Below are 24,182 nucleotides of genomic sequence, written 5' to 3'. Positions count from 1 at the left end.
GTGACGACGCCAGCCAATGCCCGATGCTCCCCGCTCCGCCTCCCAGCCTGAATTGACCGCCCTGTTCGCCACTGTGCAGCAGCACTTCCAGGACGTGATCGTGCCGCTCTGGCAAGGGCCCGGCTGGAACTCAGACATGGCGCTGCCGTATGAAGCGCTGGACGCCGAACGCCAGCCATTGCCGCCACAACGCTACCGGGCCATGGCCTGCGCGCGACAGCTGTACCTGTTCGCCAGCCTGATTGGTGACGTGCCGGCTGCCGAAGAGCGCGCCGCTGCGTTGTTTCGCTCCCTGCAACGGCATTTCCACGATGCCGAACACGGCGGCTGGTTCTACAGCATCGACGCCCATGGCGCGCCGCTGGATCAGCGTAAAGACCTCTACACCCACGCCTTCATTCTGTTTGCCTGCGCCCATTACTGGGCCAAGGTTCGCGAGCCATTGGTGGAATCGGTGCTCAATGCCGCGCTGGAAGTGGTCGCTCAGCGTTTCGCCACAGACGACGGCCTGTACGAAGCCAGCCTCGACCGCGACTGGTCATCGCTCAAGTCCGGGCCGTTGCAGAACCCGCTGATGCATCTGGCCGAAGCGTTCCTCGCCACGCTGTCAGTACGCGACGATGCCCCGGTCGAGGCCGCGCTCAATGCACTGTGCGGGGCGATGCAAAAGCACTTCATCGACCCGCAGCACGGGGTGATGATGGAGAAACCGCTGGGGGCTGTGGATAACTGGTTTGAGCCGGGGCATCAATTCGAATGGTTCTTCCTGCTGGAGTCATCGGCGTTGCTGCGCGGATCAAAACTGCACGCCTCGCTGATCCGCGCATTCCCGTTCACCGAACAATTGGGCGTTAATCAGCAAACGGGGGCAGTACGAGCAATGCTCGACCTTGAACTGGACGGCCGACCTCGGGATGAGACCCAGCGCATCTGGGCCCAGGCCGAGTACCTGCGCGCCCTGACCTTGCGTCCAGACAGCGAAGCCTTGCTTGAGCGTCAATTGAACGCCCTGCAACAGCGTTTCCTGCATACCGGTGGCTGGTACGAGTGCCTGGACAGAGATGGCGCGATCAGCCGCCAGGACATGCCGTCGACCACGCCATACCATTTGGCGACCTGTTATCGCGGGTTGATCGAATATTTCGGCTGAGTCTTCTGTGGCGAGGGGGCTTGTCGGAACGCCGCACCGCCCCGTTGGGCCGCGTAGCGGCCCTAATACTTGCCGACGCGATTCTTCAGGTAAATCCAATTGACCAGATTGCGGCGGCTTCGCCACCCAACGGGGGCAAGCCCCCTCGCCACAAGTCACCTTCCCGTCAGGCAATCCACTTGCGATCACCGGTAAAGCTGATGGTCAGCCAACGCGCCGCATCCGGTTTGCCGAGCTTCGCCGAAATCCGCTCACGCAGTTCATCCAGCGTGGCCACGCCATCAAGTCGGTAATCCGCCGGCAATACCACGTGAATCTCGATGAACCGCGCCCGTCCGTGCTTCTGCACATACGAGATGTAGTCGGCAAAACCATGCTCGGCCTTGGCCTCGTCCATCACCTGGCGAACCTTGTCATCCAGTTGATCCGGAACAATTCCCAGCACATCGCGTAACGCCGGCCTGAGGATTTTGAACGCCGGCGCGAGCATGCTCAGGGCCAGCAGGATCAGGATCGACGGGTCGACGTAAGCGGCCCACTGGCCGTAGCCCTGCGTCTTGAGCAGCAACGCGATGAGGAAGCTCACCAGCAAGCCGACCGAGAGCATCGCGTCCACCAGCCAACTGATGTTGTCGAACTGGATCAGCGAGGATTTCAACGTGCGATTGCGATAACGGACGTAGAAGAAATAGCCGAAACAGACGACGCTAAGCACCCCCGCAAAAGGAATCACCAGGCCCAGTTCGATCTCGCGGCCACCGTTGATGATGCCGAACATACCGCTGAGAAAGGCGTAGATCGCAATCAGCAGCAGGAAGCTGCCTTCGATCAGCAGCACCATCGGCTCAAGGTGCCAGAAGCCGAATTGAAAGCGCTGGTTACTTTCCTTGGCGATCAGCTTGGCGGTGATCAGCATCAGGACCTTGATGAAGGTCGCGATCAGCGAAAAAAACCCATCGAACAAAATCGATTGGGAGCCAGAAAAAAAACCCGTGACGATCGCGGCGATTGCCACGGCGAACATCAGGATGGTCGATTGCTTGAGCAGTACCTGCTCACCTCGGTTACTCACATTTCCTCCTTCTGAAACCCTGAAAACCGCGGTTTGCGGTGGGGGTTTCGAGAGGGAGTGTACCTTAATGCCATGTTTTGACCGATTTGCCACCATCGCGAGCAAGCTCGCTCCCACCTTAATCACTGGCGTTAACAGATCCAGTGAGGGAGCGAGCTTGCTCGCGATGAAGGTGACTCGGTTTAAGCCTTGCCACCGCTGCGATCGATCGCAAACCCGCCCCAGGTCTGGCTCACCGGCATCAATTCCAGACGGTTGATGTTGATGTGCGCCGGGGCATTGAGGACCCAGAAAATCGTCTCGGCGATGTCCTGCGGCTGGATCGGCTCGGCGCCCGAGTAAGTGGCGTCGTAGCGCGCCTGGTCACCGCCAAAACGCACCAGCGAGAACTCGCTTTCACACAGGCCCGGCTCGATGTTGCTTACGCGCACGCCGGTGCCTTGCAGGTCGCAACGCAGGTTCAGCGAGAACTGTTTGACGAACGCCTTGGTCGCGCCATACACGTGGCTGCCCGGGTACGGGTAGTTGCCGGCGATGGAACCCAGGTTGATGATCCCGGCACCGCGACCGTGGGCGATCAAGCGTGGCAGCAGCAGGCGAGTGCTGTACATCAGGCCCTTGATGTTGGTGTCGACCATGGTTTCCCAGTCGTCCAGATCGCACTTGGGCGCCGGGTCTACACCCAGGGCCAGGCCTGCGTTGTTGATCAGCCCGCGCAGCTTGGCAAACGACGGCGGCAGGTTGGCGATTGCTTCCTCCATGGCCTTGCGGTCACGCACGTCGAGCACCAGGCCATGGACTTCGGTCTGCTTCGACAATTCGGCGCACAGGGCATTCAGACGCTCTTCACGACGGCCTGTCAGTACCAGTTTCCAGCCGGCCTCGGCAAAACGACGGGCGCAGGCTTCACCAAAACCGGACGTCGCGCCGGTAATAAACAGGGTGTTGGACATCGTGTTCTCCTGGTTTGGGCTGATACGCAGCCGTTGGAATAGAAACTCAACCGGCAGCATGCCCGGCCCGGAGCGCAGCGGCAACCGGGTCATTGGTGGTTACGTCACAGGCTGCGCGCGCACTGGATCTGCGAGAAGCTACCGCCATTGAGGGTGACCACCGTGGCGCTGGTTTTCTCGATCTCGCCGGGGAGCGTCAGGTGCAAGTCCTTGAGGGCGCTCTGCGGGGTCCGCCAGAGAATGGTCTTGTACCTCACGTAACCGCTGGCTTCACCGCCGCCCGTGACCAGCCGGATCGTGCTGCCGCCGGGTCGATAGTAAAGGGTGGTGCTCGCCCCGGTGCAGACATACGCATAATCCTTTTGGGGTGTAGGCAGCAGACCACCGGACAATCCACCCACCAGGCTATACAACGCAGCGCTGATCACGAAAATACCGGCAAGCCCCGCCAACACCAATGCCAGCCCGTTGTAATCGCCGAACAGACGCCGCGGCGGCTCATCATTGGATGCTTCAATTGCAGGCGCGGGCGATGCAGTCAGGACCACCTCGGGTTTCACCACCGGCAACGTAACCGGGTCGCTGTCCGGTTGCTGGAACCTGACCGCTCGCGCGACCGGCTGCACGAGCGCAGGTTTGGGCAACCGCGCACGTTGCCGAAGAATGATCCGGGCCTGAAGAACCACATACACCCCACACAACAGGGGCACCACTTGATTGAGCGCAGGCGACTGGCTGTTGACCCAGCCCACGACCACCGGATCAGAGACCGCAATGTCCCCGGCGACATAGCCCAGCAGTGCCGCACCAAATGACACCAGCACCGGCTGACGCTGTAACAGCCGGGTAATCTGCAGGCTGCCGAACATCAGCAGCGGCACACTCAACAGCAAGCCCAGCACCAGATAAAAGACACTGCCCTGGGCCACCGCCGCCAGCCCGACCACGTTGTCCATGCTCATGATCAGGTCGGCAGTCAGCACCGTGACCACTGCACTGCCCAGCGTCTGCGGCGAGCCGTCCGACGAATCGCCCTCTTCGCCGGCCTCTTCCTCGGTCAGCAGCCGTATGGCGATCACCAGCAACAGCAGCGCGCCGATCAGCTTGAGCCACGGCACCAGCAGTAACCAGCCGGCCAGCGTGGTCAATAACGCCCGCAGGACGATGGCGCCGCTGGTGCCGATCAATACGGCCCGACGCAGCTGTTCCGGCGGCAACCCGCGACAGGCCAGGGCAATCACCAACGCGTTGTCGCCCGACAGGATCAAGTCCAGCAGGAACACCTCAAAGACCATGCTCAGCGCATGCAGCGCACCATCAAATAACATCGAGCGGTTTCCTGGCAAAAGACGGCGTCATCGGAACATCATCCCAGCGAACGGCTCAGGCCGGTGCCCTGTAAACAGATCATTCATGGCCGTTGCTACTTGCCGCTGGTCGTTGCCGGCCCGTTCCGGAACTGCTTGAGAAACGCAGCATCAGGCGTCAGCACCAACATCGGCTGACTGTCAGACAGCGCCTGACGGTAGGTCTGTAACGAGCGGTACAACTTGTAGAATTCCGGGTCTTTGCTGAACGCCGCCGAAAGGATCTGGTTGGCCGCCGCATCGGCCTCGCCATGGGTAATTGCCGACTGGCGCTGGACTTCCGAGAGCAACACCGTGCGATCACGGTCGGCCTTGGCCTGGATTTGCTGGGCCCATTCAAAGCCTTGCGCGCGCAGCTCCTTGGCTTCGCGCTGGCGCTCTGATTTCATCCGGTCGTAAATCGCCTGACTGGCCTCCAGCGGCAGATCGGCGCGGTGCAAGCGCACCTCCGTCACCTCGATGCCAAGTGCGCGGGCCTTGTCGGCGACGTCTTTCTCGATGATCGCGACTTCCTGCTGACGGGCCGGCGACAACAGCGAACGCAGCGATACCTCGCCCAATTCACGACGCAACGAAGAACTGACCATTTGCGTCAGCTGGGCATTGGCTTGATCCAGAGTCCCGACAGCCTGATAAAACCGCAACGGATCGCTAATGCGAAAACGCGTATGGGTCTCGACCTCGATCCGCTTCTGATCGCCGAGAATCACTTGTTCGGCCGGCGATGCCAGGGTTTGCAGACGGCTGTCGTAGAACACGATGGAGTCGCTGAACGGCACCTTGAACTTGAGCCCCGGCTCTCCGGCAACGCCCATCGGTGCACCGAAGCGGATGATCAGTGCCTGCTGTGATTCATCGACCACATAGGCCGACGCCGCCAATGCCCAAAGCGCTATCGCGACGCTGGCTGCGGCCAATCCTTTGACGGTGCGGTTCATGGCCGGGCGTCCTTTTGCTGCGGTTTGCCAGGCTCGCTCAGCGGCATGTACGGCACCACCCCGGACATGCCCTTGCCAGAAGAATCGATGATGACTTTGGAAGCCTTTTTCAGGACTTCATCCATGCTCTCCATGTACAGGCGCCAGGCGGTGACGTCTTTGGATTGCACGTAGCTGTTGTAAACCGAGAGAAAGCGCTTGGCCTCGCCCTCGGCCAGGTTGCCGACTTGCGCCTGATAAGCCTCGGCTTCCTGGGTGATACGCGCCGCGTCGCCACGGGCACGGGGAATCACGTCATTGGCATAGGCTTCGGCTTCGTTGCGGGCACGCTCCTGGTCGGCGCGGGCTCGCTGCACGTCGTTGAACGCATCGATCACCTGTGGCGGCGGATCGACCCGTTGCAATTGCACCTGAGTGACGAGAATCCCCGCCTGTTCGCGGTCCAGCAACTGCTGCAGCAAGTCCCGGGTTTCATCGGCGATCTGCGCACGCTTGTCAGACATCACCGACTGAATCGGCGTACGCCCAATCACCTCGCGCAGCGCGCTTTCGGCGGCGAGTTTCACCGAGCGCTCCGGGTCGCTGATTTTGAACAGGTAGAGTCGCGCGTCCTTGATCCGCCAGAACACCGTGCAATCGGCTTCGACGATATTTTCGTCACCAGTGAGCATCTGCTTGTCGCGCGCGCCATTGCTCGCTGCGCTCTGCACGCTGGTACTGGTGCCCAGTTGCAGCTGATTGACCTGAGTGATCTTGGGTAGCAGGACGGTTTCGACAGGATAGGGCAAGTGATAATGCAGCCCGGATTCGGCGGTCTGCTGCCAGCGCCCGAAGCGCAGCACAATGCCCTGTTCATCCGGCTGGACCTTGTAGATGCCGGAGCTGATCCAGGCCAGCAAAAGCAGCCCGCCGATCAATGCCAGTCCCCGTCCACCGAGATCCATCACGGCCAGGTCGTAGCCCATTCGTTTGAGCAGCCGACGCATAGGGCTGACGGGCTCGACAGGAGCAAAGGCGGGACTATCGGTCATGCAATGGCTCCATGTCGTCAAATGACGAGCGCCCATTCGGGGGCGCCAAGGTGCGCAGAGTACCTGAACCCAAAACCGCGAAAATGAAAACTCTGCCATGTTCGCTGTACAAAAAACGCTCAACTGCTGCCAAGCCTTGGCCGCCCTGGCTCGCAGCCAACTGCACGCACCTTATCCACAGCCCCGTCCACAGTCTTTGGGGGCAAGTACAAACCTTGAGACGCGCGATCTACAAGGCTTTGCGGGCAGATTTGAAAGTTTTTTGCTTGACCTGGGCACTGACAAGTGTAGCCAGCATCGGTCGGTGCGACCGAGCAGTCACCGAGACGATGGCTACACGCCAGTCATTACGGCCCTTTGCCGAGTCTTTCCAGAGTTTAACCACAGACTTATCCACAGGCTGTGCAACGACTGTTCAGGCGCCGGGCAGCGGCAACAAAAAGGTTGACAAGGCTTACTCAAGGCCGCTGAAAAATGCCTGATCAAAAAACAACCACAACCCTGCAAGCCACGCCGTTAAAGGCCTTCAGGCAGTTGCTCCCATGTTACCCACAGCCAGTTCCACAGCAAACGGGGACAAGTCAAAACTGTGGAAAAACAGCTATTTGCAGCGGCTTTATGTCGCGCCTTAACAGGTTGCGAATATTGTTTTCCACATTTTTCGCAAACACCTGTGGGCGCCTGAAAACATCCACTTTCGTAGCAGCTGCCGAGCCCGCGAGGCTGCGTTCGGCTCGGTCCGCGCTCGGGCGAAGCAGTCGTAAAATCAGACAATGTGTTCTTTCAGGCAAACTGCGTACGCGGGATTTGCGAGGACTGCGTCCTCGAACGCAGCCTCGCGGGCTCGGCAGCTGCTACAGGCCGCTATCGCGAGCACAGGGGATGTGCACGGTTTTGGGGATATAAAAAACCCCGGCGATTGCGCGCCGGGGTTTGTGCATAACAGCGATAACTCAGTGACCGCCGAGGTAGGCGTTACGCACCTCTTCGTTCACCAGCAGCTCCTTGCCGGTGCCGCTCAGGCGGATTTCACCGTTGACCATCACGTAGGCCCGGTCGGACAGCTTGAGCGCGTGGTTGGCGTTCTGCTCGACCAGGAAGATGGTCATGCCGGTGCCCGCCAGTTCGCGCAGGGTGGCGAAGATCTGTTTCACCACAATCGGTGCCAACCCCAGGCTCGGCTCGTCGAGCAACAGCAATTTGGGCCGACTCATCAATGCCCGGGCAATGGCGAGCATTTGCTGCTCGCCACCGGACATGGTCATCGCCCGCTGATTGCGCCGTTCCTTGAGCCGTGGAAACAGCTCGAACATGCGCTGCATGTCCTCGGTAGCGTACTGGTCGCCAATCGGGATCGTGCCCATCAGCAGGTTTTCCTCGACGGTCATGTCAGGGAATACCCGCCGCCCTTCCGGCGACTGCGCAATGCCGTTGGAGGCGATGTAATGGGACGACTTGTGGGTGATGTCCACGCCGCGATAGACGATCTGCCCACCGGCCGCCCGCGGCTGACCGAAGATCGACATCAGCAATGTCGATTTACCGGCGCCGTTGGAGCCGATCAGGCTGACGGTTTCGCCTTCGTTGATGTGCAGCGAGACCTTTTTCAGGGCCTGGATCGGCCCATAGAACACGTCGATCGCTTTCAGTTCGAGGATCGGTTGAGTCATACCAGCTCCTCTTCATCAGCACCCAGGTAGGCGGCAATCACTTTCGGGTCGTTGCGGATCGCTTGCGGGTTACCCTCGGCGATCACGTTGCCGTGGTCCAGCACCACGATGTGGTCGGAAATGCTCATCACCATGCCCATGTCGTGTTCAATCAGCACCACCGTAATGTCGTGGTCGTCGCGCAGATGCCGGATCATCGCGCTGAGCGCCTCGGTTTCCTGCGGGTTGAGGCCCGCCGCCGGTTCGTCCAGGCAAATGATCTTGGGCCGGGTGCACATGGCCCGGGCGATCTCCAGACGCCGTTGCTGACCGTAGGAAAGCTCACCGGCGAGGCGGTTGGCGCAGTCCACCAGATCGACCACCTCCAGCCAGTAGAAGGCATGGTCCAGGGCATCGCTTTCGGCCTTGCGGTAGCCTTTGGTGTTGAGAATGCCGGACACCAGATTACGGTTGACCCACATGTGCTGGGCCACCAGCAGGTTCTCGATCACCGACATTTCCCTGAACAGGCGGATGTTCTGGAAAGTCCGCGCCAGGCCGGCGCGGTTGATCAGGTGCGTGCCGCCGAACATCTTGTAGTGCAGCCGGTTGACGAAGCGTTTTGGCGACACGAAATCGGTCGCCTTGAACGGTTCCCCGAGCATCTTGATGACGTTGGTTTTCACGCCACGGGTGTTCAGTTCGATATGCCCGCCAGAGGCTTTGTAGAAACCGGTCAGGCAGTTGAACACCGTGGTCTTGCCCGCACCGTTGGGGCCGATCAACGCAAAGATCGAGTTACGCTTGACCTTCAGGCTGACGTCGCTCAGGGCTTTGATGCCCCCGAAGTGCATCATCAGGTTCTCTACCGAGAGAATGAATTCATCGCTCATGACGCGCTCCTCTCAGTCAAGGCACCCTTACGCGGGGTCACGCCGGTACGGCTGATACGAATCAGGCCGCGCGGTTTCCAGATCATCATCAACACCATGAGAATGCCGAACAGCAACACGCGGTATTCAGCGAAGCCGCGCAGCAGTTCCGGGGCGACGGTCAGCACGAACGCGGCGATCACCACGCCGACGGTCGAGCCCATGCCGCCGAGTACGACGATGGCGAGGATCAACGCCGACTCGAAGAAGGTGAACGAGGTCGGGTTGACGAAGCCTTGGTAGCTGGCAAAAAACACACCCGCCAGACCGGCTGTGGAAGCCCCCAGGGTAAAGGCCGACAGCTTGACCAGTACGTGGTTGAGGCCCATGGCGCGGCAGGCGATCTCATCTTCGCGCAATGCCTCCCAGGCACGCCCGACCGGCATTCGGGTCAGGCGGTGCTTGATGTACAGCACCAGCATCACGACCAGGAACAACACGGCATAGATGAACATGAACTTGATGTTCGGGTTGTATTCGGTCCCGAAGAACTCATGGAAGGGTATCCCGCCATCCTTCGCCACACGCGTGAACTCGATACCGAAAAACGACGGTGATGGCACCGGCATGCCGTTAGGTCCGCCCGTGAAGGACAGCCAGTTGGTCAGTATCAGGCGAATGATTTCACCGAAGCCCAGGGTCACGATGGCCAGATAGTCACCGTGCATGCGCAACACCGGAAAGCCGAGGATGCATCCGGCGAGCGCCGCCATGAGTGCCGACAGCGGCAACACGGTCCAGAAGCCCAGGCCAAGGTAGTGATAACCCAGTGCCAGGCCATACGCGCCGATGGCGTAGAACGCCACATAACCCAGGTCGAGCAGACCTGCCAGGCCGACCACGATGTTCAGGCCAAGGCCCAGCAACACGTAGATCAATCCGAGGATCACCACTGTCAGCAGGTACTTGTCGGCGAAGACCGGGAACACGATAGCGATCACGATCAACGCCGGGATGATGAAGCGCAGTCGCGACTTGAAATCAGGTGCCAGCACATGCACGCCGGAGCCGACGATTTCGAAGCGTTGCTGAACCTTCTCACCCTTGGCCGTCTGCATGAACAGGCTCAAGGCAAGACGCCCGATCATCACCGCCCCGACCATCCAGGCCACACGCGTCGGCTGCAGATTGTAGCTATAGCCTTCAAGCACTACGCCGACGATCGGGCCGAAGACAATCAGGGCAATCAACCCGGCCAGAACCGTGTCGATCAGGCTTTTTTTCACATCGATAGGTTTGTTATTAGTGTCGGACATGCTTACACCTTCGCCACAAGTGGGCGACCCAACAGGCCTTGAGGACGGAAAATCAGGATCAGTACCAACAGCGAGAAGCTGAAGACGTCCTTATAGTCAGAGTTGATCACGCCGGAAAACAGCGACTCGGAAACGCCGAGGATGATCCCGCCGAGCATGGCGCCAGGCAGCGAACCAATGCCGCCGAGTACCGCAGCGGTGAAGGCCTTGATACCGATCACGAAGCCTGCGTAGAAATCGAAGGTGCCGTAGTTCACCGTGATCAACACACCCGCCAGCGCAGCCATGGCCGCACCGATAATGAACACGTAGGAGATCACCCGGTCAGTGTTTATCCCGAGGATCGAGGCCATCTTGCGGTCTTGTTGGGTGGCACGACACATGCGCCCCAACTTGGTGTACTTGATGATGTAGGTCAGCAGGGCCATCCCGATAAACGCGGCGACCAGAATGAAGATCTTGGTGTAGGTGATCTGCACGAAACCGGTACCGATGTCGAATCGCAGCCCACCGCTCAGCAGCGTAGGAATACCCTGTTGCCGTGAGCCCTGAGCGATCTGCGCGTAGTTCTGCAGGATCAGCGAAACGCCGATAGCACTGATCAGCGGTGCCAGTCGGGTGGAGTTGCGTAGCGGTTTATAAGCGATGCGTTCGATGACCCAGCCATACACACCGGTCACGAAGACCGTGAACAGCAGAGTACCGAGGATCAACAGCGGAAAGGATTCGACACCGAAGTAGGACAGCAGAGCCAGGCTGATTGCCGCCAGGTACGCGGAAATCATGTACACCTCGCCGTGGGCGAAGTTGATCATGCCGATGATGCCGTAGACCATTGTGTAGCCGATGGCGATCAGGCCGTAGACCGATCCGAGGGTCAAACCGTTGATAACTTGTTGCAGGAAAATACCGTCCATCATGCACTCTCACTAACTCGAGAGGCCACCGCGAACCCGGTGTCGATGAGCCCTTGTGAGGCGCACCTGGCCAGGTTCATGTGGCTCAGAAGAAAAATACCGGGTCGACATGACTGCAGAACCCATGACTCAAGCCGGGCCCCACGAAGGATATCGAGAGGCCCGGGCCTGGCGGTGCGCTTATCTCACTTCTGTTTTTCCAGCTGGTGGTATTTGCCTGCGGCATCCCACTGGTAAACCACGTAGTCGGAGATTTTCAGGTCGCCCTTGCTATCCCATTCCTTCTTGCCCATCACGGTTTCCACCGGGTGCGCCTTGAGCCATTTGGCGGCTTCTTCACCTTTGTTCGACTTGGCACCGTTGAAGCCGGCAGCCAGGGCTTGCACCGAAGCGTAGGCGTACAGGGTGTAGCCTTCAGGCTCGTAACCGGATTTGCGGAAGGTATCCACGACAGCCTTGCTGTCTGGAATCAGGCGCGGGTCAGCACCGAAGGTCATGTACACGCCGTCGACGTAAGGAGCACCACCGGCAGTCGTGACCATTTCGTCGGTGACGATGCCATCATCGGACATGAACTTGACGTCTTTCAGGCCTTGCTCACGCAGTTGATGGACCAGTGGACCGGCTTCCGGGTGCAGGCCGCCGAAGTAAAGGACATCAGCCCCTACCGAACGGACCTTGGTGATCAGGGCACTGAAATCTTTCTCGCCGCGGGTCAGGCCTTCTTCAAGAACCGGTTTCACGCCACGCGCGGTCAGCTGCTTGGCCGTTGCGTCCGCCAGGCCTTTACCGTAGGTGTCTTTGTCGTTGATAACGGCAACTTTCTTGCCTTTCAGCACGTCGACGATGTAGTTGCCTGCGACGATACCTTGTTGGTCATCACGCCCGCACATACGCATCATGGCCGGCAGGCCACGCTCGGTGACCGTCGGGTTGGTAGAGCCCGGGGTGATTGCGATGATGCCGGCGTCGGAGTAGACCTCGGAAGCCGGGATGGTCGACGACGAGCAGAAGTGCCCGACCACGCCGATCACCTTGTCCTGGACCATTTTGTTCGCAACCGCCACAGCCTGTTTCGGTTCGCAGGCGTCATCGCCCTGGACCAGTACGATTTTTTCGCCGTTGATGCCGCCCTTGGCGTTGATTGCATCCGCCGCCGCTTGCGCGCCTTTCATGTATTGCAAGCCGAAGGAAGCGCTAGGACCGGTCATCGGACCTGCCACACCAAGTTTGACATCCGCCTGAACAAACGAAGAAACACCCAACGCAGCCGCCACTGCGAGAGCTACAAAGCCTTTCTTGTAAAACGTCTGGGACATGAGGTGGTGCTCCAAGGTTTTTTTTAATTGGCACTGCGACTTCACTGAATGCTCAGAGCAAGGGCCGTGCCATCGGTTTTTTATTCTTCAAAAAGTCGCTGCTTTATTGTTATTTCGACTGTTTCGGGCCCTTTTTTATTGGGCGTGCAACCGTCTAAACCGCGGAAGGTGAAACCATTTTCTTTTTGAGGCGCAACCCTTGTGCGCCATCATTGCAACCGCAGCGCCAAACGACGTGCAACCAGCCTGTAACAGCATGCGTCACCGAACTGCACACTGCTGGTGCGCAACTGCTACAAACCCGCACCATTACAGGCTAGTCGCTGCGCCAAAAAGCGCCGCTTCGCGCAACATATTTCCTCGCTCAAATAACAATCCGCAGGCACTGGCCCGCGTGATAGAGCGAAAAACCGGCCTCGTACAGACAACTGCGCAGGCCCACCCCGGCCAGTGGCTGCATGGGTGCGAAGGGAATCGGTAGCGCCTGAGGATTTCCGTTACACAAATAATCGGCGAAGGCTTTACCGACTACCGTGCCCGTGGTCACGCCACGGCCGTTGTAACCGGTCACCGCCACTAAACCTGGTGCTGGCTCGAACAAGCGCATCAAGTGATCGGGGGTAAAAGCGATGCAACCGGTCCAGGTACATTCCCAGTCCACCGGTTTGAGGTAAGGGAAATAATGCTGCTGAACCCGGTCGGCCCAGGCCTTGAGGAACCACGTTGGTTTCTGATTGCCGTTGCCCAGGCTGCCGAGCAACAACCGGCCGTCTTTGTCGCGACGGATGCTGCTGAGCACCTGACGGGTGTCCCAGGAACCCTGGCCACCGGGCAGGATCAGTTGCGCGGCTTCTTCAGTCAGCGGCGCGGAAGCCACCTGATAGTAATAACCGGGGAAGAAATTACGCCGCAGTTCAGTCCAGTCGCCTTCGGTGTAGGCGTTGGAGGCGATCACCACCTGCTCGGCCATGACCGAACCGGCGTCGGTTTGCACCGACCAGCGTTGGCCCTGCCGTTCGAGTCGGGTCACTGCTGAATGATCGAACAGCTGACCACCCAGATCCGCGGCAGCCTTGGCCAGACCGCTGGTGTAAGCCATCGGATTGAGCGTGCCGGCGCGACGGTCGAGTAATGCGGCGGCGATCTTTTTGGTACCGGTAGCCTGCTCGCACGCCGCACCGGTCAACAACTCCACGGGCGCGCCGCGGCGCTTCCATTGTTCTTCACGACTGCGCAGATCGGCTTCGCCACGGGCGTTGTGCGCCATGTGCAGCGTACCCTCGCGACGCAACTGGCAATCGATGTTGTATTTGTCGATCAGGCTGAACACCAAAGCAGGCGCCGCGCCAAGCATGCGATTGAGCTGGCTGCCGATCGCTTCGCCGAACCCGGCTTCGATCTCGTCCGGGGGAATCCACATCCCGGCATTCACCAACCCGACGTTGCGCCCCGAACCGCCCTGCCCGCAGCGCTTGGCCTCGAGTACGCAGACGCTTTTGCCCTGCTCCAGCAAATGCACCGCCGCTGATAAACCGGTGAATCCGGCGCCGATCACGCAGACATCCGCCGTCACCTCGCCCTTGAGCGCCGCCCGGTCAGGCCGTTGCGGCGTCAGTTTTTCCCATAAGCACTCTTCGCGTAACGGCATCGCCAGACTCCGATCAGAAACCCAACAAACAACAAAGCAAAGCATCGCGGGCAAGCCTTGCTCCTACGGGACTTGTGCCGATGGAACCAAATTTGTAGGAGCAAGGCTTGCCCGCGATGAGGCCCTTCAGTCGAAGGTAATCCCCTGGGCCAGCGGCAACTCCAGTGAGTAGTTGACGGTGTTGGTCTGGCGACGCATGTAGCCGCGCCATGCATCGGAGCCGGACTCGCGACCGCCGCCGGTTTCTTTCTCTCCTCCAAAGGCGCCGCCGATTTCCGCGCCGCTCGGACCGATGTTGACGTTGGCGATGCCGCAGTCGCTACCCACTGCCGACATGAACTGCTCGGCCTCACGCACGTCAGTGGTGAAGATGCACGACGACAGACCTTGTGGCACCGCATTGTTCAGGCGCAGCGCTTCGGCGAAGTCTTTATAGCCAACCACGTACAGAATCGGCGCGAAGGTTTCGCTGCGCACCACATCGCTCTGCTCCGGCATTTCGACGATGGCCGGCGAAACGTAGTAAGCGTTCGGGAACTTGTCTTCGAGCTGACGCTGGCCGCCAAATACCCGGCCGCCTTCGCTCAAGGCTTGTTCCAGCGCGTCCTGCATGTTGTCAAAGCTGTGTTTGTCGATCAGCGGGCCGACCAGGTTGCCTTCCAGCGGATGGCCGATGCGCACTTTGGAATACGCCGCCTTGAGGCGGGTGACGATCTCTTCCTTGACCGACTCGTGGGCGATCAGGCGACGCAGGGTGGTGCAACGCTGACCGGCGGTGCCGACTGCACTGAACAGGATCGCCCGCACCGCCATGTCGAGGTCGGCGCTTGGGCCAAGGATCATCGCGTTGTTGCCGCCCAGCTCCAGAATGCTGCGAGCAAAGCGTGCGGCGATTTTCGGTGCCACTTCACGGCCCATGCGGGTGCTGCCGGTGGCACTGATCAAGGCCACACGCGGGTCGTCCACCAGCGCTTCACCGGCATCGCGGCCGCCGATGATCACCTGGCTCAGGTACTCCGGCGCATCGCTGAAATTCTTCAAGACGCGCTCGAACAGCGCCTGGCAGGCCAGTGCGGTGAGCGGGGTTTTCTCCGACGGCTTCCAGATCACCGAGTTGCCGCAGACCAGCGCCAGCGTGGTGTTCCAGGCCCAGACCGCGACCGGGAAGTTGAACGCGCTGATCACCCCGACCACGCCCAGCGGATGCCAGGACTCACGCATGTGGTGGCCCGGACGTTCGGAGGCGATGGTCAAACCGTAGAGCTGACGCGACAGACCGACGGCGAAGTCGCAGATGTCGATCATCTCCTGAACTTCACCCAGACCTTCCTGAGTGATCTTGCCGGCTTCCCAGGACACCAGCTCGCCCAGATCAGCCTTGTACTCGCGCAGCACTTCGCCGAACTGGCGCACCAGTTCGCCACGACGCGGCGCCGGAACCTTGCGCCAGAGGTCGAACGCATGCTCTGCGCGACTGACCTGCTGCTCGACTTCAGCAGCGCCTTCCCAGTTCACCGAGGCAATATGGCTGCCGTCGATCGGTGAATGCACGGGCTGTTTGCCGTTCTGGTACAGGGCCGGGTTCACCCCCAAGCGATCAAGCAATGCGGCAACCATGGGTCACTCCTTCAACGTGAAAAGCAGAAAATTCACAGCCCGCTGACGAGGGGCTTCAAGCCTATAGTTGTAGCCGCACCGAGACTTGCCAACAAACGACGATTAAGCGAGATATCATTCCGTTTATTCATGCAAAGCGTTGCAACAAGAACAAGGGCCCTCCCATGCTGAATAAACGCCATTTGCCATCGATCACTGCGTTGCAGTGTTTCGAGGCGGTCACGCGTCACCTGAGCTTCACCCGCGCCGCCGAAGAGCTGAACCTGACCCAGAGCGCCGTGAGCAAACAGGTCGCGCAACTCGAAGAGCTGTTGCAGCACCTGCTGTTTCGCCGGGTACGTCGACGCCTGCAAATGACTCCGGCCGGGGATTTGTACCTGGTTGAAGTGCGAAAAATTCTCTCGCAAGTCGAGATGTCGACCCACTACCTGCGTTCCTACGGCGGCGAGACCGAAGTACTGCGCGTGTCCACGCCTTCAACCTTCGGCGCTCGTTGGCTGGTGCCACGCCTGAAAGGCTGGCGCCTGCGGCATCCGCATATTCATCTGGACCTGTGCAACGAACACGAAGCCGACGACTTGCTGCAAGGGCGCAGCGACCTGGCGTTCTATTTCGGCCAGGGTTCGCGGCCCGGCACCGAGTGTCTGAAGCTGTTCGGCGAAGAGCTGGTGCCAGTCTGCGCACCGGGCAGCCTGCCGGAGCAGCCTTTCAACGACCCGACACAACTCAGCGATCTGGTGCTGCTGCAAAGCGCCTCGCGCCCTCAGGCCTGGCACGACTGGTTCGACAGCCAGGGTTACCAGACCGAGCACAGCTATCACGGTCCGCGCTTCGAAACCTTTTATATGTGCATCCGCGCCGCACAAGTCGGCTGCGGTGTCGCCCTGTTGCCGCGGTTTCTGGTGGAAGAGGAATTGGCCGACGGTAAATTGGTCATCCCCTGGCCACACGCAATGCCCAGCAGCGATGCCTATTACCTGGCCTACCCCGAACACTCGGCAGAAGTGCCCAAGGTGCGCGATTTTGTCACCTGGATGCTGGAGCAGATCGATAACCCGGACACGTCGCAGAATTGAGGCCTTACACAAAACCTGTGGCAAATGGAATTTGTGGCGAGGGGGCTTGCCCCCGCTGGGTCGCGCAGCGGCCCAAAAACCTGTAATTACATTGCATCAGGCATACCGCGCTCATCGGATTTGGGAGTGCTGCGCACTCCGACGGGGGCAAGCCCCCTCGCCACAGGTAGCGCTCCACGCTAAAAAATGCTGGCAATACAGCCCGCCGATATGCGCCACTAGCCCTATTCATTGAAATAGCTGAAACGTCGCTACCCTCGGCGGCTGCCAGCCTGGAGATTCCCGTTATGAGCGAGAGTGTGTTTGCCGATCGCATCGTGCAGAACTTGCTCGACACCGACTTCTACAAACTGACCATGATGCAGGCGGTGCTGCACAACTACCCCAACGTTGAAGTCGAATGGGAGTTCCGCTGCCGCAACAGCGAGGATCTGCGCCCATACCTGGCGGAGATTCGTTTTCAGATCGAGCGTCTGGCTGAACTGAGCCTGAGCAACGATCAGTTGAGTTTCCTGGAGCGCATCAGCTTCCTGAAGCCGGATTTCCTGCGCTTTCTCGGCTTGTTCCGATTCAATCTGCGCTACATCTACACCGGCATCGAGAACGGCGAACTGTTCATCCGCCTGCGTGGGCCATGGTTGCATGTGATTCTGTTCGAAGTGCCGCTGCTGGCGGTGGTCAGCGAAGTGCGCAACCGCTATCGCTACCGTGAAGTCGTCATGGAGCAAGCGCGCGAGCAGCTCTATCGCAAGTTCGACTGGCTGAGCGCCAATGCCAGCGCCGATGAGCTCTCGCACCTGCAGGTGGCAGATTTCGGCACTCGCCGGCGCTTCTCCTACCGCGTGCAGGAAGAAGTGGTGAACGTGCTCAAGCACGACTTCCCCGGACGCTTTGTCGGCACCAGCAACGTGCACCTGTCCCGCGAACTGGACATGAAGCCGCTCGGCACCATGGCTCACGAATGGATCATGGCGCACCAGCAACTTGGCCCGCGACTGATCGACAGCCAGAGCGCCGCCCTTGATTGCTGGGTTCGCGAATACCGCGGCCTGCTGGGCATCGCCCTGACCGACTGCATCACCACCGATGCCTTCCTGAGCGATTTCGACCTGTATTTCGCCAAGCTCTTCGATGGCTTGCGCCATGATTCCGGGGACCCGATTGCCTGGGCCGAAAAAGCCATCGCCCACTACCATAAGCTCGGTATCGAGCCGATGAGCAAGACGCTGGTGTTCTCCGACAGCCTGACGCTGCCAAAATCGCTGGAAATATTCCGCGCGTTGCATGGTCGAATCAATGTCAGTTTCGGCATTGGCACCAACTTGACGTGCGATATTCCGGGTGTCGAGCCGATGAGCATCGTGCTTAAAATGGCAGCCTGCAATGGTCAGCCCGTCGCCAAGATTTCCGATGAGGCCGGCAAGACGCACTGCAAAGACCCGAATTTCGTCGCCTATTTGCGACATGTGTTTCAAGTACCTGCCGCCCTCTCTGGCACATCAAGCAAGGAGTGAATTCATGCAAGCCGTACAGCGTGAGATTGCTGAACAGCTCAAGGTCCAACCGCCCTTCGCCGATCATGCAGCCCTGGAGGCTGAGATCGCACGGCGGATTACCTTTATCCAGGATTGCCTGGTCAATTCCGGACTTAAGACGCTGGTGCTGGGCATCAGCGGCGGCGTCGACTCGTTGACCGCCGGCCTGATGGCCCAGCGGGCCATGCGCGAGTTACGTGAGCGCACCGGTGACGCGGGCTACAAGTTCATCGCCGTACGCTTGCCGTACGAAACCCAGTTCGATGAACACGATGCGCAAGCCTCGGTGGACTTCATCGCCCCGGATGAGCGCCACACCGTGAACATCGGCCCGGCAGTCAAGTCGCTGGCCAGTGAAGTCGCGGCCTTCGAAGGCAAGCACGCGGTCTGGGTGGACTTTGTATTGGGCAACACCAAGGCGCGGATGCGCATGGTTGCGCAATACACCATCGCCGGCGCCGCCCACGGTCTGGTGATCGGCACTGATCACGCAGCAGAAGCGGTGATGGGTTTCTTCACCAAGTTCGGTGACGGCGCCTGCGACCTCGCACCGCTGAGCGGCCTGGTAAAAAACCAGGTCCGGGCCATCGCCCGCAGCTTCGGCGCGCCGGAGTCGCTGGTGGAAAAAATCCCGACCGCCGACCTTGAAGACCTGTCCCCCGGCAAACCGGATGAAGCGTCCCACGGCGTGACCTATGCCGAGATCGACGCGTTCCTGCACGGTGAGCCAGTGCGTGAAGAGGCGTTCAGGATTATTTGCGATACGTATCGCAAGACCCATCACAAAAGGGTGATGCCGTTCGCGCCGTAAGTGGTGGCAGGTAAATAAACAAAAGCCCACTGGAGGAGTGATCCTTAGTGGGCTTTTTATTGCATTAATGATGCTGCGCGCCTGCTCTCAGGCCCCGTCAGGTCGATCAGGAACAGGCGTATCGTGCAGATCAAGGCAATGGCTTGTCAGAATCAATACCGTAGATAGTCCAGTCAGGTGACTTGATCATTGTTTGATGCTCTAAACCTCGACTTTTTCCTCCATCGTGGCAACCCCTTGAGCGTCAGCCTGGTGTCGAGTGTCGCCCATGTATTGGCGACAAGGTTGCCCCTGCAGTCCATCACGTCAGTGATTTGCAGTGTTACTCCCGATGCTTTCACGGTATAAACACCGGCTCGACCTTCAGCGGGTCGAGGTCCGGGATGGAGGCGTGTGTTTGGGGAGCGATAACTTGAGCGGTCATGAGCAATGTCCTTCTCGCAAGAGTCGCCGCAACGTCAGCGGCAGCGTCGACGCTCATCCAGCGCTCGGCTCAGACGCGCTGACCATTGTCAGCGCGTACCTGATCAACACTCTGTTACTTCGCTGGCTCGACCTTGCGCACTCGATAGAGATTTGACTTCGGCGAGCCCTCGCCCGGCACGTATGCTACGTAGTGATATTCCCTGACCTCTGGGACCATATTTATCGTATGTTTCCATTTGCTGTCTGCGTTGACAGCAACAGGGATTTTCACTTCGCTGAGAAGCTCAAGAAGGATGATTTCCCCGTTTGCTGGCCCCGTACCCTGCAGCGTGATCTTCTGTTCGGAGGTTGCGCCATAAGGAGGGATCGTCTTCGTATCGTCAGTCGCCGAATCGATGATGGGTGTTCCAACAGCGAATACCGCCAGCCACCAAAGCATGGGGGATTCGGCATCCTCGGCACTCAGCGACAAGTGATAGTAGCGGACGTTCAAACCACTCAGGGTAAGCCGCCAGTAGCCGTTCAGGTCAGCAACGACAGTTTTCAGCTCATCGAAAACGTCACGGAGGGTGACCGCTGCCCTGGGCTGAGCAGTGCCTGTGAATGTGATCTTGGTGGTGGTCATGGCGCTGCCACGGAGGACTGGTTTGCCTTGAGCGTCTTTGGCAGCAATGATGACAAGCTTCCCGTCCGACGGACCGGGCACCACGAAAACGTTATAGATCTCCGACTCCAGCTCGCTCTCGACGCCCTTCACCGTGATGTTTTGATCACCAAGCTCCAGAGGCGCCAGTTGATAGTGCAGAAACCCCAGTTCATTCGTTGGAGCCTTGTGCTTCCATACATTATTGAGAAAAATATCGAGTTGCTCGAACTTACCTGCCTTGATTTTCAGATCGAGCGCTGTAGCTTTGGTGATCGATTCATGGGGGACATCATTGTTGCTGGAGTCTTGGGCTGATTCGATTACGGGGCTTTCCGTTTGCACTGGCTGTACAGTAACGGTCCAGATATTCGATTCCGGCAGGCTGCCGTACTTGCCTTTGGCTTTGAAGGTATGGACTGTCTGGCTCAGGTTTTTCGCCTCGTACGTCCAGGCAGCGTCCGCCGTAATGGCCTCGTCCAGCAAAGTGTCTCCATCATAAATCTCGACTTTTTCACCCTCGGCCACCGTGCCGCTGAGATTCACCGTGGTGCCCGTGGTGGTGTCGGGGTTAGTGAGCGGATCTCCCTTGGAGTCCGTCGCGGCGGTGATCTCGGGCGTCACCTCTACCGCCTTCACGGTAATGGTCCAGATACTCGATTCCGGCAAGCTGCCGTACTTGCCTTTGGCCTTGAAGGTATGGACCGTCTGGCTCAGGTTTTTCGCCTCGTACGTCCAGGCAGCGCCCGCCGTAATGGCCTCGTCCAGCAAAGTGTCTCCATCATAAATCTCGACTTTTTCACCCTCGGCCACCGTGCCGCTGAGATTCACCGTGGTGCCCGTGGTGGTGTCGGGGTTAGTGAGCGGATCTCCCTTGGAGTCCGTCGCGGCGGTGATCTCGGGCTTCACCTCTACTGCAGTTGCCTTAACGGTATAGCTTCGCACCTCCGAGAGGTTAGCCTTGCTCTCGTCATCAACCTGATCAAACGCAACCTTGTACTGAAGCGTCGCGTCTGTTCCATCACCAAACAGCTTCAGCTCACTGAAAAGAACAATCGCCTCGATGTAACGAAGAGTGATCAAGTCCTGATCGACCTGCTCCTCGAACAGGGTTAACTCGTAGGAATCACCGTTCTTGTCCTCGCCCTTCAGCACGATCCAAAGCCATTGCCCTTCGGCAATCAGCGGCCAGATATCAATGCGCACCGTCCGGTCGTCGGTGTCGGTGGTCAGGTCCAGTACGGGCCCGGTACCGTCGTCATCCTTCCCGAAGATCACGCCTGCCTTCAGCTCCTCCGGCGGAAGGTCGAGCACCTTCAATTCGAGCACCTCGGACGTTACCGGGCCTTCGCCGTCACGATAGACGGTGTAATCCACCTCAATCATCTGGTTCAGATTAAAAGCGACGACCTCAGGATCCAGATTCAAGGCCCTGAGGTTTGCTGGCCCAAACGGTAAAGGGTCGCCTTTATTGCTGATGTACGAACCGCGCTTTTCATCAGCGTTCCAGCCCTTGAGCCTGGCGACGACCCCATCGGTCTCCCGAAACCCCTGCTCGCTCCGTTTAATTTCTGCCCTCAGTTGTTTTACGCCTCCGTTATGGACCAGCATCGGGTCCAGGCTGTTGCCAACCGGCGCCGGCCTGATGCCCGGCTTTACAGGCGTGTCCGGGAAGTCAGAGCGTATTTTTGGAGCATCTTCTTGAGCAGTCATGAGCAATCTCCATCTCGCAAGAGTCGCCGCGACGTGAGCGGCAGGGCTGGCGCTCATCTAACACCCGGCTCCGAGACGCTGACCACTGTCAGAAATAACAGGTAGGCCGTAGTTTCCGACCAGCGGCAGGAATTACATAGCTAGAGCGCTGAGCGGGTTTTGCCCGCGCATAAACGAAAAAACGCCCCGGAGGGGCGTTTTTCATGACGGCTGGGCCTGCCTGATTACTTCAGGACGACAGCGCCTTTCATCATCGAGTTGTGGCCCGGGAACGAGCAGAAAAACTGATAGCTTTCGCCAGCGGTCAGCTTCGATACATCGAAGGTCACCGAGTCTTTCTCGCCGGCACCGATGATTTTGGTGTGGGCGATGACGCGAGTGTCACCTTCTTTCAGGTAGTTCTTGTCGATGCCGGCGGCCATGCCATCGGTAGTGATGCCAGCCATGTCTGCGGTTTTGCTCAGCACCCAGTTATGGCCCATGACGTTCTTCGGCAAGCTGCCGGAGTGGGTCAGGTTGACGGTGAAGGTCTTGCAGCTCTTGTCGATGGTGATTTCCTTGGTGTTGAAGGACATCTGATCGGTGGAGTCGACATCGACCTTGCACTCTGCAGCCATCAATTGGCTGCTGGCCAGTGTCAGCAGGGATACCGCAACGAGTTTGGCAAACATGGTGAATCTCCAAGGCAGGGTTAACAAAATCCGTAGGGCATAAAGACTGCCTGAAATTTCTGCAAGTGCCTATGACCTGAATCAAGAATTGTATACAACTTTCGGGCTATGACATTGATCGAAACAATTAACCGGCCAGACCTCTGGCGCGCACCTATGATCGGTTTGTCATCCCACTCTGGAGCGCCTGTCATGTCCTTCAATAGCCTGTTGTGCAGTTTGCTCGCCGCCTACGCCTGTGGCGCCAGCGGTACCTATGAAAGGCCTCGCTGCGAGGAATAGCCCTTGGAACACCCAAGGTCTGCCATTACTCTGGGGTCATCACTGACCATGGAGTAAGGCATGTCTTTAGCGTCTGTTTGTGTATTTTGCGGCGCCAGCACCGGCACTGACCCGGCGTATCGGCAAGCGGCGATCGCCCTCGGCCAGGCGCTGGCCCGGCGCAAGCTGACGCTGGTGTATGGCGGTGGTGCTGTCGGCTTGATGGGTATCGTGGCCGATGCGGCACTGGCGGCGGGTGGCGAAGTGATCGGGATCATCCCCGAAAGCCTGAAGAACTCGGAAATCGGCCACACCGGCCTGACGCGTCTGGAAGTGGTCGACGGCATGCATGCACGCAAGGCGCGCATGGCCGAGCTGAGTGACGCGTTTATCGCTCTGCCGGGCGGCCTCGGCACCTTTGAAGAGCTGTTCGAAGTCTGGACCTGGGGCCAGCTCGGTTACCACGGCAAACCGCTGGGACTGCTGGAAGTGAACGGCTTTTACAGCAAACTCACTGCATTTCTTGATCATGTCGTCGGCGAAGGCTTCGTTCGCGAGCATCACCGTGACATGCTGCAAATGAGCGAATCGCCGCAGGATCTGCTGGATGCGCTGGATGCCTGGCAACCGGTGGTAGCACCAAAATGGGCCGGGCAAAAACCCAGCTAACCCCTGACCCCCGTTTAAAGGCAGAATACGCGCCGCTCAACCTCACCTTCGACCCCAGAGGATCGCCCATGGCTAAACCTAATTACTCCTTCGCCAAACGTCAAAGAGACTTGGCCAAAGAGCAGAAGAAAGAGGAAAAGTTGCAACGCAAGAAAGCTGCCGCCGATGAAGAAACCGGCGCACTGAACCCCGATGCAGAAGGTGAAGTGGTTGCTGATGACGCTGTTGAAGCACCGAAAGATCAGGCGCCCGACGCCTGAGACCCACAGGGTTTGATGTTCTGATCAAACCCACCGGATCTGTGTCCAGGGTCGGCAGTCATGCTGCCGACCCTCACAGCCTCCACAATCGATTTGCACAAATCCCCAAAGCACAACCCACCCGACATTGGTCGTCTGAGAACCTGTGGCGAGGGAGCTTGCTCCCGCTCGGCTGCACAGCAGCCGTAAAACCAGCGAATGCGTTTTACCTGATACGCCGCGCGTGCAGGTTTTGGGTCCGCTGCGCGGCCCAACGGGAGCAAGCTCC

20 protein-coding genes are annotated in these 24,182 nt (G+C 59.1%); 6 read left to right on the top strand and 14 right to left on the bottom strand.

The genetic code is table 11. From position 1 onward, the window contains the following. Nucleotides 1-16: 16 nt before the first annotated feature. On the top strand, nucleotides 17-1,150 hold the full coding sequence (locus AO353_RS13390) for an AGE family epimerase/isomerase (RefSeq protein WP_054595393.1): 1,134 nt from the start codon (nucleotides 17-19) through the stop codon (nucleotides 1,148-1,150). A 166-nt stretch (nucleotides 1,151-1,316) separates the two neighbouring features. Here the strand turns inward: AO353_RS13390 and AO353_RS13385 are convergent, their stop codons facing one another. The 12 genes from AO353_RS13385 to AO353_RS13330 form a co-directional block, all read right to left on the bottom strand. Next, a complete protein-coding gene (locus AO353_RS13385; protein ID WP_054595392.1) occupies nucleotides 1,317-2,222 on the bottom strand; it encodes a cation diffusion facilitator family transporter in 906 nt (301 codons plus the stop codon). Between the two features lie 182 nt (nucleotides 2,223-2,404). Then, nucleotides 2,405-3,175: an SDR family oxidoreductase gene (locus tag AO353_RS13380; protein WP_054595391.1), complete on the bottom strand. Its 771-nt coding sequence runs from the start codon at nucleotides 3,173-3,175 to the stop codon at nucleotides 2,405-2,407. Between the two features lie 104 nt (nucleotides 3,176-3,279). Beyond that, nucleotides 3,280-4,503, bottom strand: coding sequence for a YjbE family putative metal transport protein (locus AO353_RS13375; RefSeq protein ID WP_054595390.1), 1,224 nt, complete (start codon nucleotides 4,501-4,503; stop codon nucleotides 3,280-3,282). Between the two features lie 95 nt (nucleotides 4,504-4,598). Next, on the bottom strand, nucleotides 4,599-5,480 hold the full coding sequence (gene hflC / locus AO353_RS13370) for a protease modulator HflC (RefSeq protein ID WP_054595389.1): 882 nt from the start codon (nucleotides 5,478-5,480) through the stop codon (nucleotides 4,599-4,601). Beyond that, complete coding sequence (gene hflK, locus AO353_RS13365) at nucleotides 5,477-6,511, bottom strand: FtsH protease activity modulator HflK (protein WP_054595388.1); 1,035 nt, start codon at nucleotides 6,509-6,511, stop codon at nucleotides 5,477-5,479. Before hflK ends, hflC begins: the two co-directional genes overlap by 4 nt. Before the next feature lie 953 nt (nucleotides 6,512-7,464). Further along, nucleotides 7,465-8,181, bottom strand: a complete 717-nt coding sequence (locus AO353_RS13360; RefSeq protein ID WP_054595387.1) for an ABC transporter ATP-binding protein — start codon at nucleotides 8,179-8,181, stop codon at nucleotides 7,465-7,467. Then, nucleotides 8,178-9,053, bottom strand: a complete 876-nt coding sequence (locus AO353_RS13355; protein WP_054595386.1) for an ABC transporter ATP-binding protein — start codon at nucleotides 9,051-9,053, stop codon at nucleotides 8,178-8,180. The genes AO353_RS13360 and AO353_RS13355 overlap by 4 nt, the downstream gene beginning before the upstream one ends. Continuing rightward, complete coding sequence (livM, locus tag AO353_RS13350) at nucleotides 9,050-10,348, bottom strand: high-affinity branched-chain amino acid ABC transporter permease LivM (RefSeq protein ID WP_054595385.1); 1,299 nt, start codon at nucleotides 10,346-10,348, stop codon at nucleotides 9,050-9,052. Before livM ends, AO353_RS13355 begins: the two co-directional genes overlap by 4 nt. A gap of 2 nt (nucleotides 10,349-10,350) precedes the next feature. Further along, complete coding sequence (locus tag AO353_RS13345) at nucleotides 10,351-11,265, bottom strand: ABC transporter permease subunit (protein ID WP_054598222.1); 915 nt, start codon at nucleotides 11,263-11,265, stop codon at nucleotides 10,351-10,353. A 185-nt stretch (nucleotides 11,266-11,450) separates the two neighbouring features. Then, nucleotides 11,451-12,584, bottom strand: a complete 1,134-nt coding sequence (locus tag AO353_RS13340; RefSeq protein WP_054595384.1) for a branched-chain amino acid ABC transporter substrate-binding protein — start codon at nucleotides 12,582-12,584, stop codon at nucleotides 11,451-11,453. A 364-nt stretch (nucleotides 12,585-12,948) separates the two neighbouring features. Beyond that, complete coding sequence (locus tag AO353_RS13335; protein WP_054595383.1) at nucleotides 12,949-14,232, bottom strand: NAD(P)/FAD-dependent oxidoreductase; 1,284 nt, start codon at nucleotides 14,230-14,232, stop codon at nucleotides 12,949-12,951. A gap of 126 nt (nucleotides 14,233-14,358) precedes the next feature. Beyond that, on the bottom strand, nucleotides 14,359-15,849 hold the full coding sequence (locus AO353_RS13330) for an aldehyde dehydrogenase family protein (protein WP_054595382.1): 1,491 nt from the start codon (nucleotides 15,847-15,849) through the stop codon (nucleotides 14,359-14,361). 164 nt (nucleotides 15,850-16,013) lie between these two features. On the opposite strand from AO353_RS13330, the gene AO353_RS13325 reads away from it, so the two are divergent. From AO353_RS13325 to nadE, 3 genes are all read left to right on the top strand, one after another. Then, nucleotides 16,014-16,925 (top strand): LysR family transcriptional regulator, encoded by a 912-nt coding sequence (locus tag AO353_RS13325; protein WP_054595381.1) that lies wholly within the window; start codon nucleotides 16,014-16,016, stop codon nucleotides 16,923-16,925. 287 nt (nucleotides 16,926-17,212) lie between these two features. Continuing rightward, entirely contained in the window at nucleotides 17,213-18,439 is a 1,227-nt protein-coding gene (pncB, locus tag AO353_RS13320) for a nicotinate phosphoribosyltransferase (RefSeq protein WP_054595380.1), read from the top strand. A 4-nt stretch (nucleotides 18,440-18,443) separates the two neighbouring features. Continuing rightward, nucleotides 18,444-19,271: an ammonia-dependent NAD(+) synthetase gene (gene nadE / locus AO353_RS13315; RefSeq protein WP_054595379.1), complete on the top strand. Its 828-nt coding sequence runs from the start codon at nucleotides 18,444-18,446 to the stop codon at nucleotides 19,269-19,271. A gap of 538 nt (nucleotides 19,272-19,809) precedes the next feature. Here the strand turns inward: nadE and AO353_RS13310 are convergent. Both AO353_RS13310 and azu read right to left on the bottom strand, forming a co-directional pair. Continuing rightward, complete coding sequence (locus AO353_RS13310; RefSeq protein WP_054595378.1) at nucleotides 19,810-22,053, bottom strand: hypothetical protein; 2,244 nt, start codon at nucleotides 22,051-22,053, stop codon at nucleotides 19,810-19,812. Between the two features lie 224 nt (nucleotides 22,054-22,277). After that, nucleotides 22,278-22,724, bottom strand: coding sequence for an azurin (gene azu / locus AO353_RS13305; RefSeq protein WP_054595377.1), 447 nt, complete (start codon nucleotides 22,722-22,724; stop codon nucleotides 22,278-22,280). Between the two features lie 342 nt (nucleotides 22,725-23,066). On the opposite strand from azu, the gene AO353_RS13300 reads away from it, so the two are divergent. Further along, nucleotides 23,067-23,654: a TIGR00730 family Rossman fold protein gene (locus AO353_RS13300; RefSeq protein ID WP_054595376.1), complete on the top strand. Its 588-nt coding sequence runs from the start codon at nucleotides 23,067-23,069 to the stop codon at nucleotides 23,652-23,654. A gap of 68 nt (nucleotides 23,655-23,722) precedes the next feature. Continuing rightward, on the top strand, nucleotides 23,723-23,914 hold the full coding sequence (locus AO353_RS13295; RefSeq protein ID WP_054595375.1) for a hypothetical protein: 192 nt from the start codon (nucleotides 23,723-23,725) through the stop codon (nucleotides 23,912-23,914). The last annotated feature ends 268 nt before the right edge of the window (nucleotides 23,915-24,182 follow it).

It is taken from the genome of Pseudomonas fluorescens, assembly GCF_001307155.1.
Classification (GTDB): Bacteria; Pseudomonadota; Gammaproteobacteria; order Pseudomonadales; family Pseudomonadaceae; genus Aquipseudomonas; species Aquipseudomonas helvetica.
The sequence above is the reverse complement of the archived record's forward strand: the minus strand, read 5'-3'. Positions and strand labels throughout refer to the sequence as shown.

Coding starts and splice junctions, on each gene's coding strand:
- AO353_RS13390 (WP_054595393.1), top strand. CDS start 17: ATGCCCGATGCTCCCCGCTCCGCCTCCCAGCCTGAATTGACCGCCCTG.
- AO353_RS13380 (WP_054595391.1), bottom strand. CDS start 3,175: ATGTCCAACACCCTGTTTATTACCGGCGCGACGTCCGGTTTTGGTGAA.
- AO353_RS13375 (WP_054595390.1), bottom strand. CDS start 4,503: ATGTTATTTGATGGTGCGCTGCATGCGCTGAGCATGGTCTTTGAGGTG.
- hflC (WP_054595389.1), bottom strand. CDS start 5,480: ATGAACCGCACCGTCAAAGGATTGGCCGCAGCCAGCGTCGCGATAGCG.
- hflK (WP_054595388.1), bottom strand. CDS start 6,511: ATGACCGATAGTCCCGCCTTTGCTCCTGTCGAGCCCGTCAGCCCTATG.
- AO353_RS13360 (WP_054595387.1), bottom strand. CDS start 8,181: ATGACTCAACCGATCCTCGAACTGAAAGCGATCGACGTGTTCTATGGG.
- AO353_RS13355 (WP_054595386.1), bottom strand. CDS start 9,053: ATGAGCGATGAATTCATTCTCTCGGTAGAGAACCTGATGATGCACTTC.
- livM (WP_054595385.1), bottom strand. CDS start 10,348: ATGTCCGACACTAATAACAAACCTATCGATGTGAAAAAAAGCCTGATC.
- AO353_RS13345 (WP_054598222.1), bottom strand. CDS start 11,265: ATGGACGGTATTTTCCTGCAACAAGTTATCAACGGTTTGACCCTCGGA.
- AO353_RS13340 (WP_054595384.1), bottom strand. CDS start 12,584: ATGTCCCAGACGTTTTACAAGAAAGGCTTTGTAGCTCTCGCAGTGGCG.
- AO353_RS13335 (WP_054595383.1), bottom strand. CDS start 14,232: ATGCCGTTACGCGAAGAGTGCTTATGGGAAAAACTGACGCCGCAACGG.
- AO353_RS13330 (WP_054595382.1), bottom strand. CDS start 15,849: ATGGTTGCCGCATTGCTTGATCGCTTGGGGGTGAACCCGGCCCTGTAC.
- AO353_RS13325 (WP_054595381.1), top strand. CDS start 16,014: ATGCTGAATAAACGCCATTTGCCATCGATCACTGCGTTGCAGTGTTTC.
- pncB (WP_054595380.1), top strand. CDS start 17,213: ATGAGCGAGAGTGTGTTTGCCGATCGCATCGTGCAGAACTTGCTCGAC.
- nadE (WP_054595379.1), top strand. CDS start 18,444: ATGCAAGCCGTACAGCGTGAGATTGCTGAACAGCTCAAGGTCCAACCG.
- AO353_RS13310 (WP_054595378.1), bottom strand. CDS start 22,053: ATGACTGCTCAAGAAGATGCTCCAAAAATACGCTCTGACTTCCCGGAC.
- azu (WP_054595377.1), bottom strand. CDS start 22,724: ATGTTTGCCAAACTCGTTGCGGTATCCCTGCTGACACTGGCCAGCAGC.
- AO353_RS13300 (WP_054595376.1), top strand. CDS start 23,067: ATGTCTTTAGCGTCTGTTTGTGTATTTTGCGGCGCCAGCACCGGCACT.
- AO353_RS13295 (WP_054595375.1), top strand. CDS start 23,723: ATGGCTAAACCTAATTACTCCTTCGCCAAACGTCAAAGAGACTTGGCC.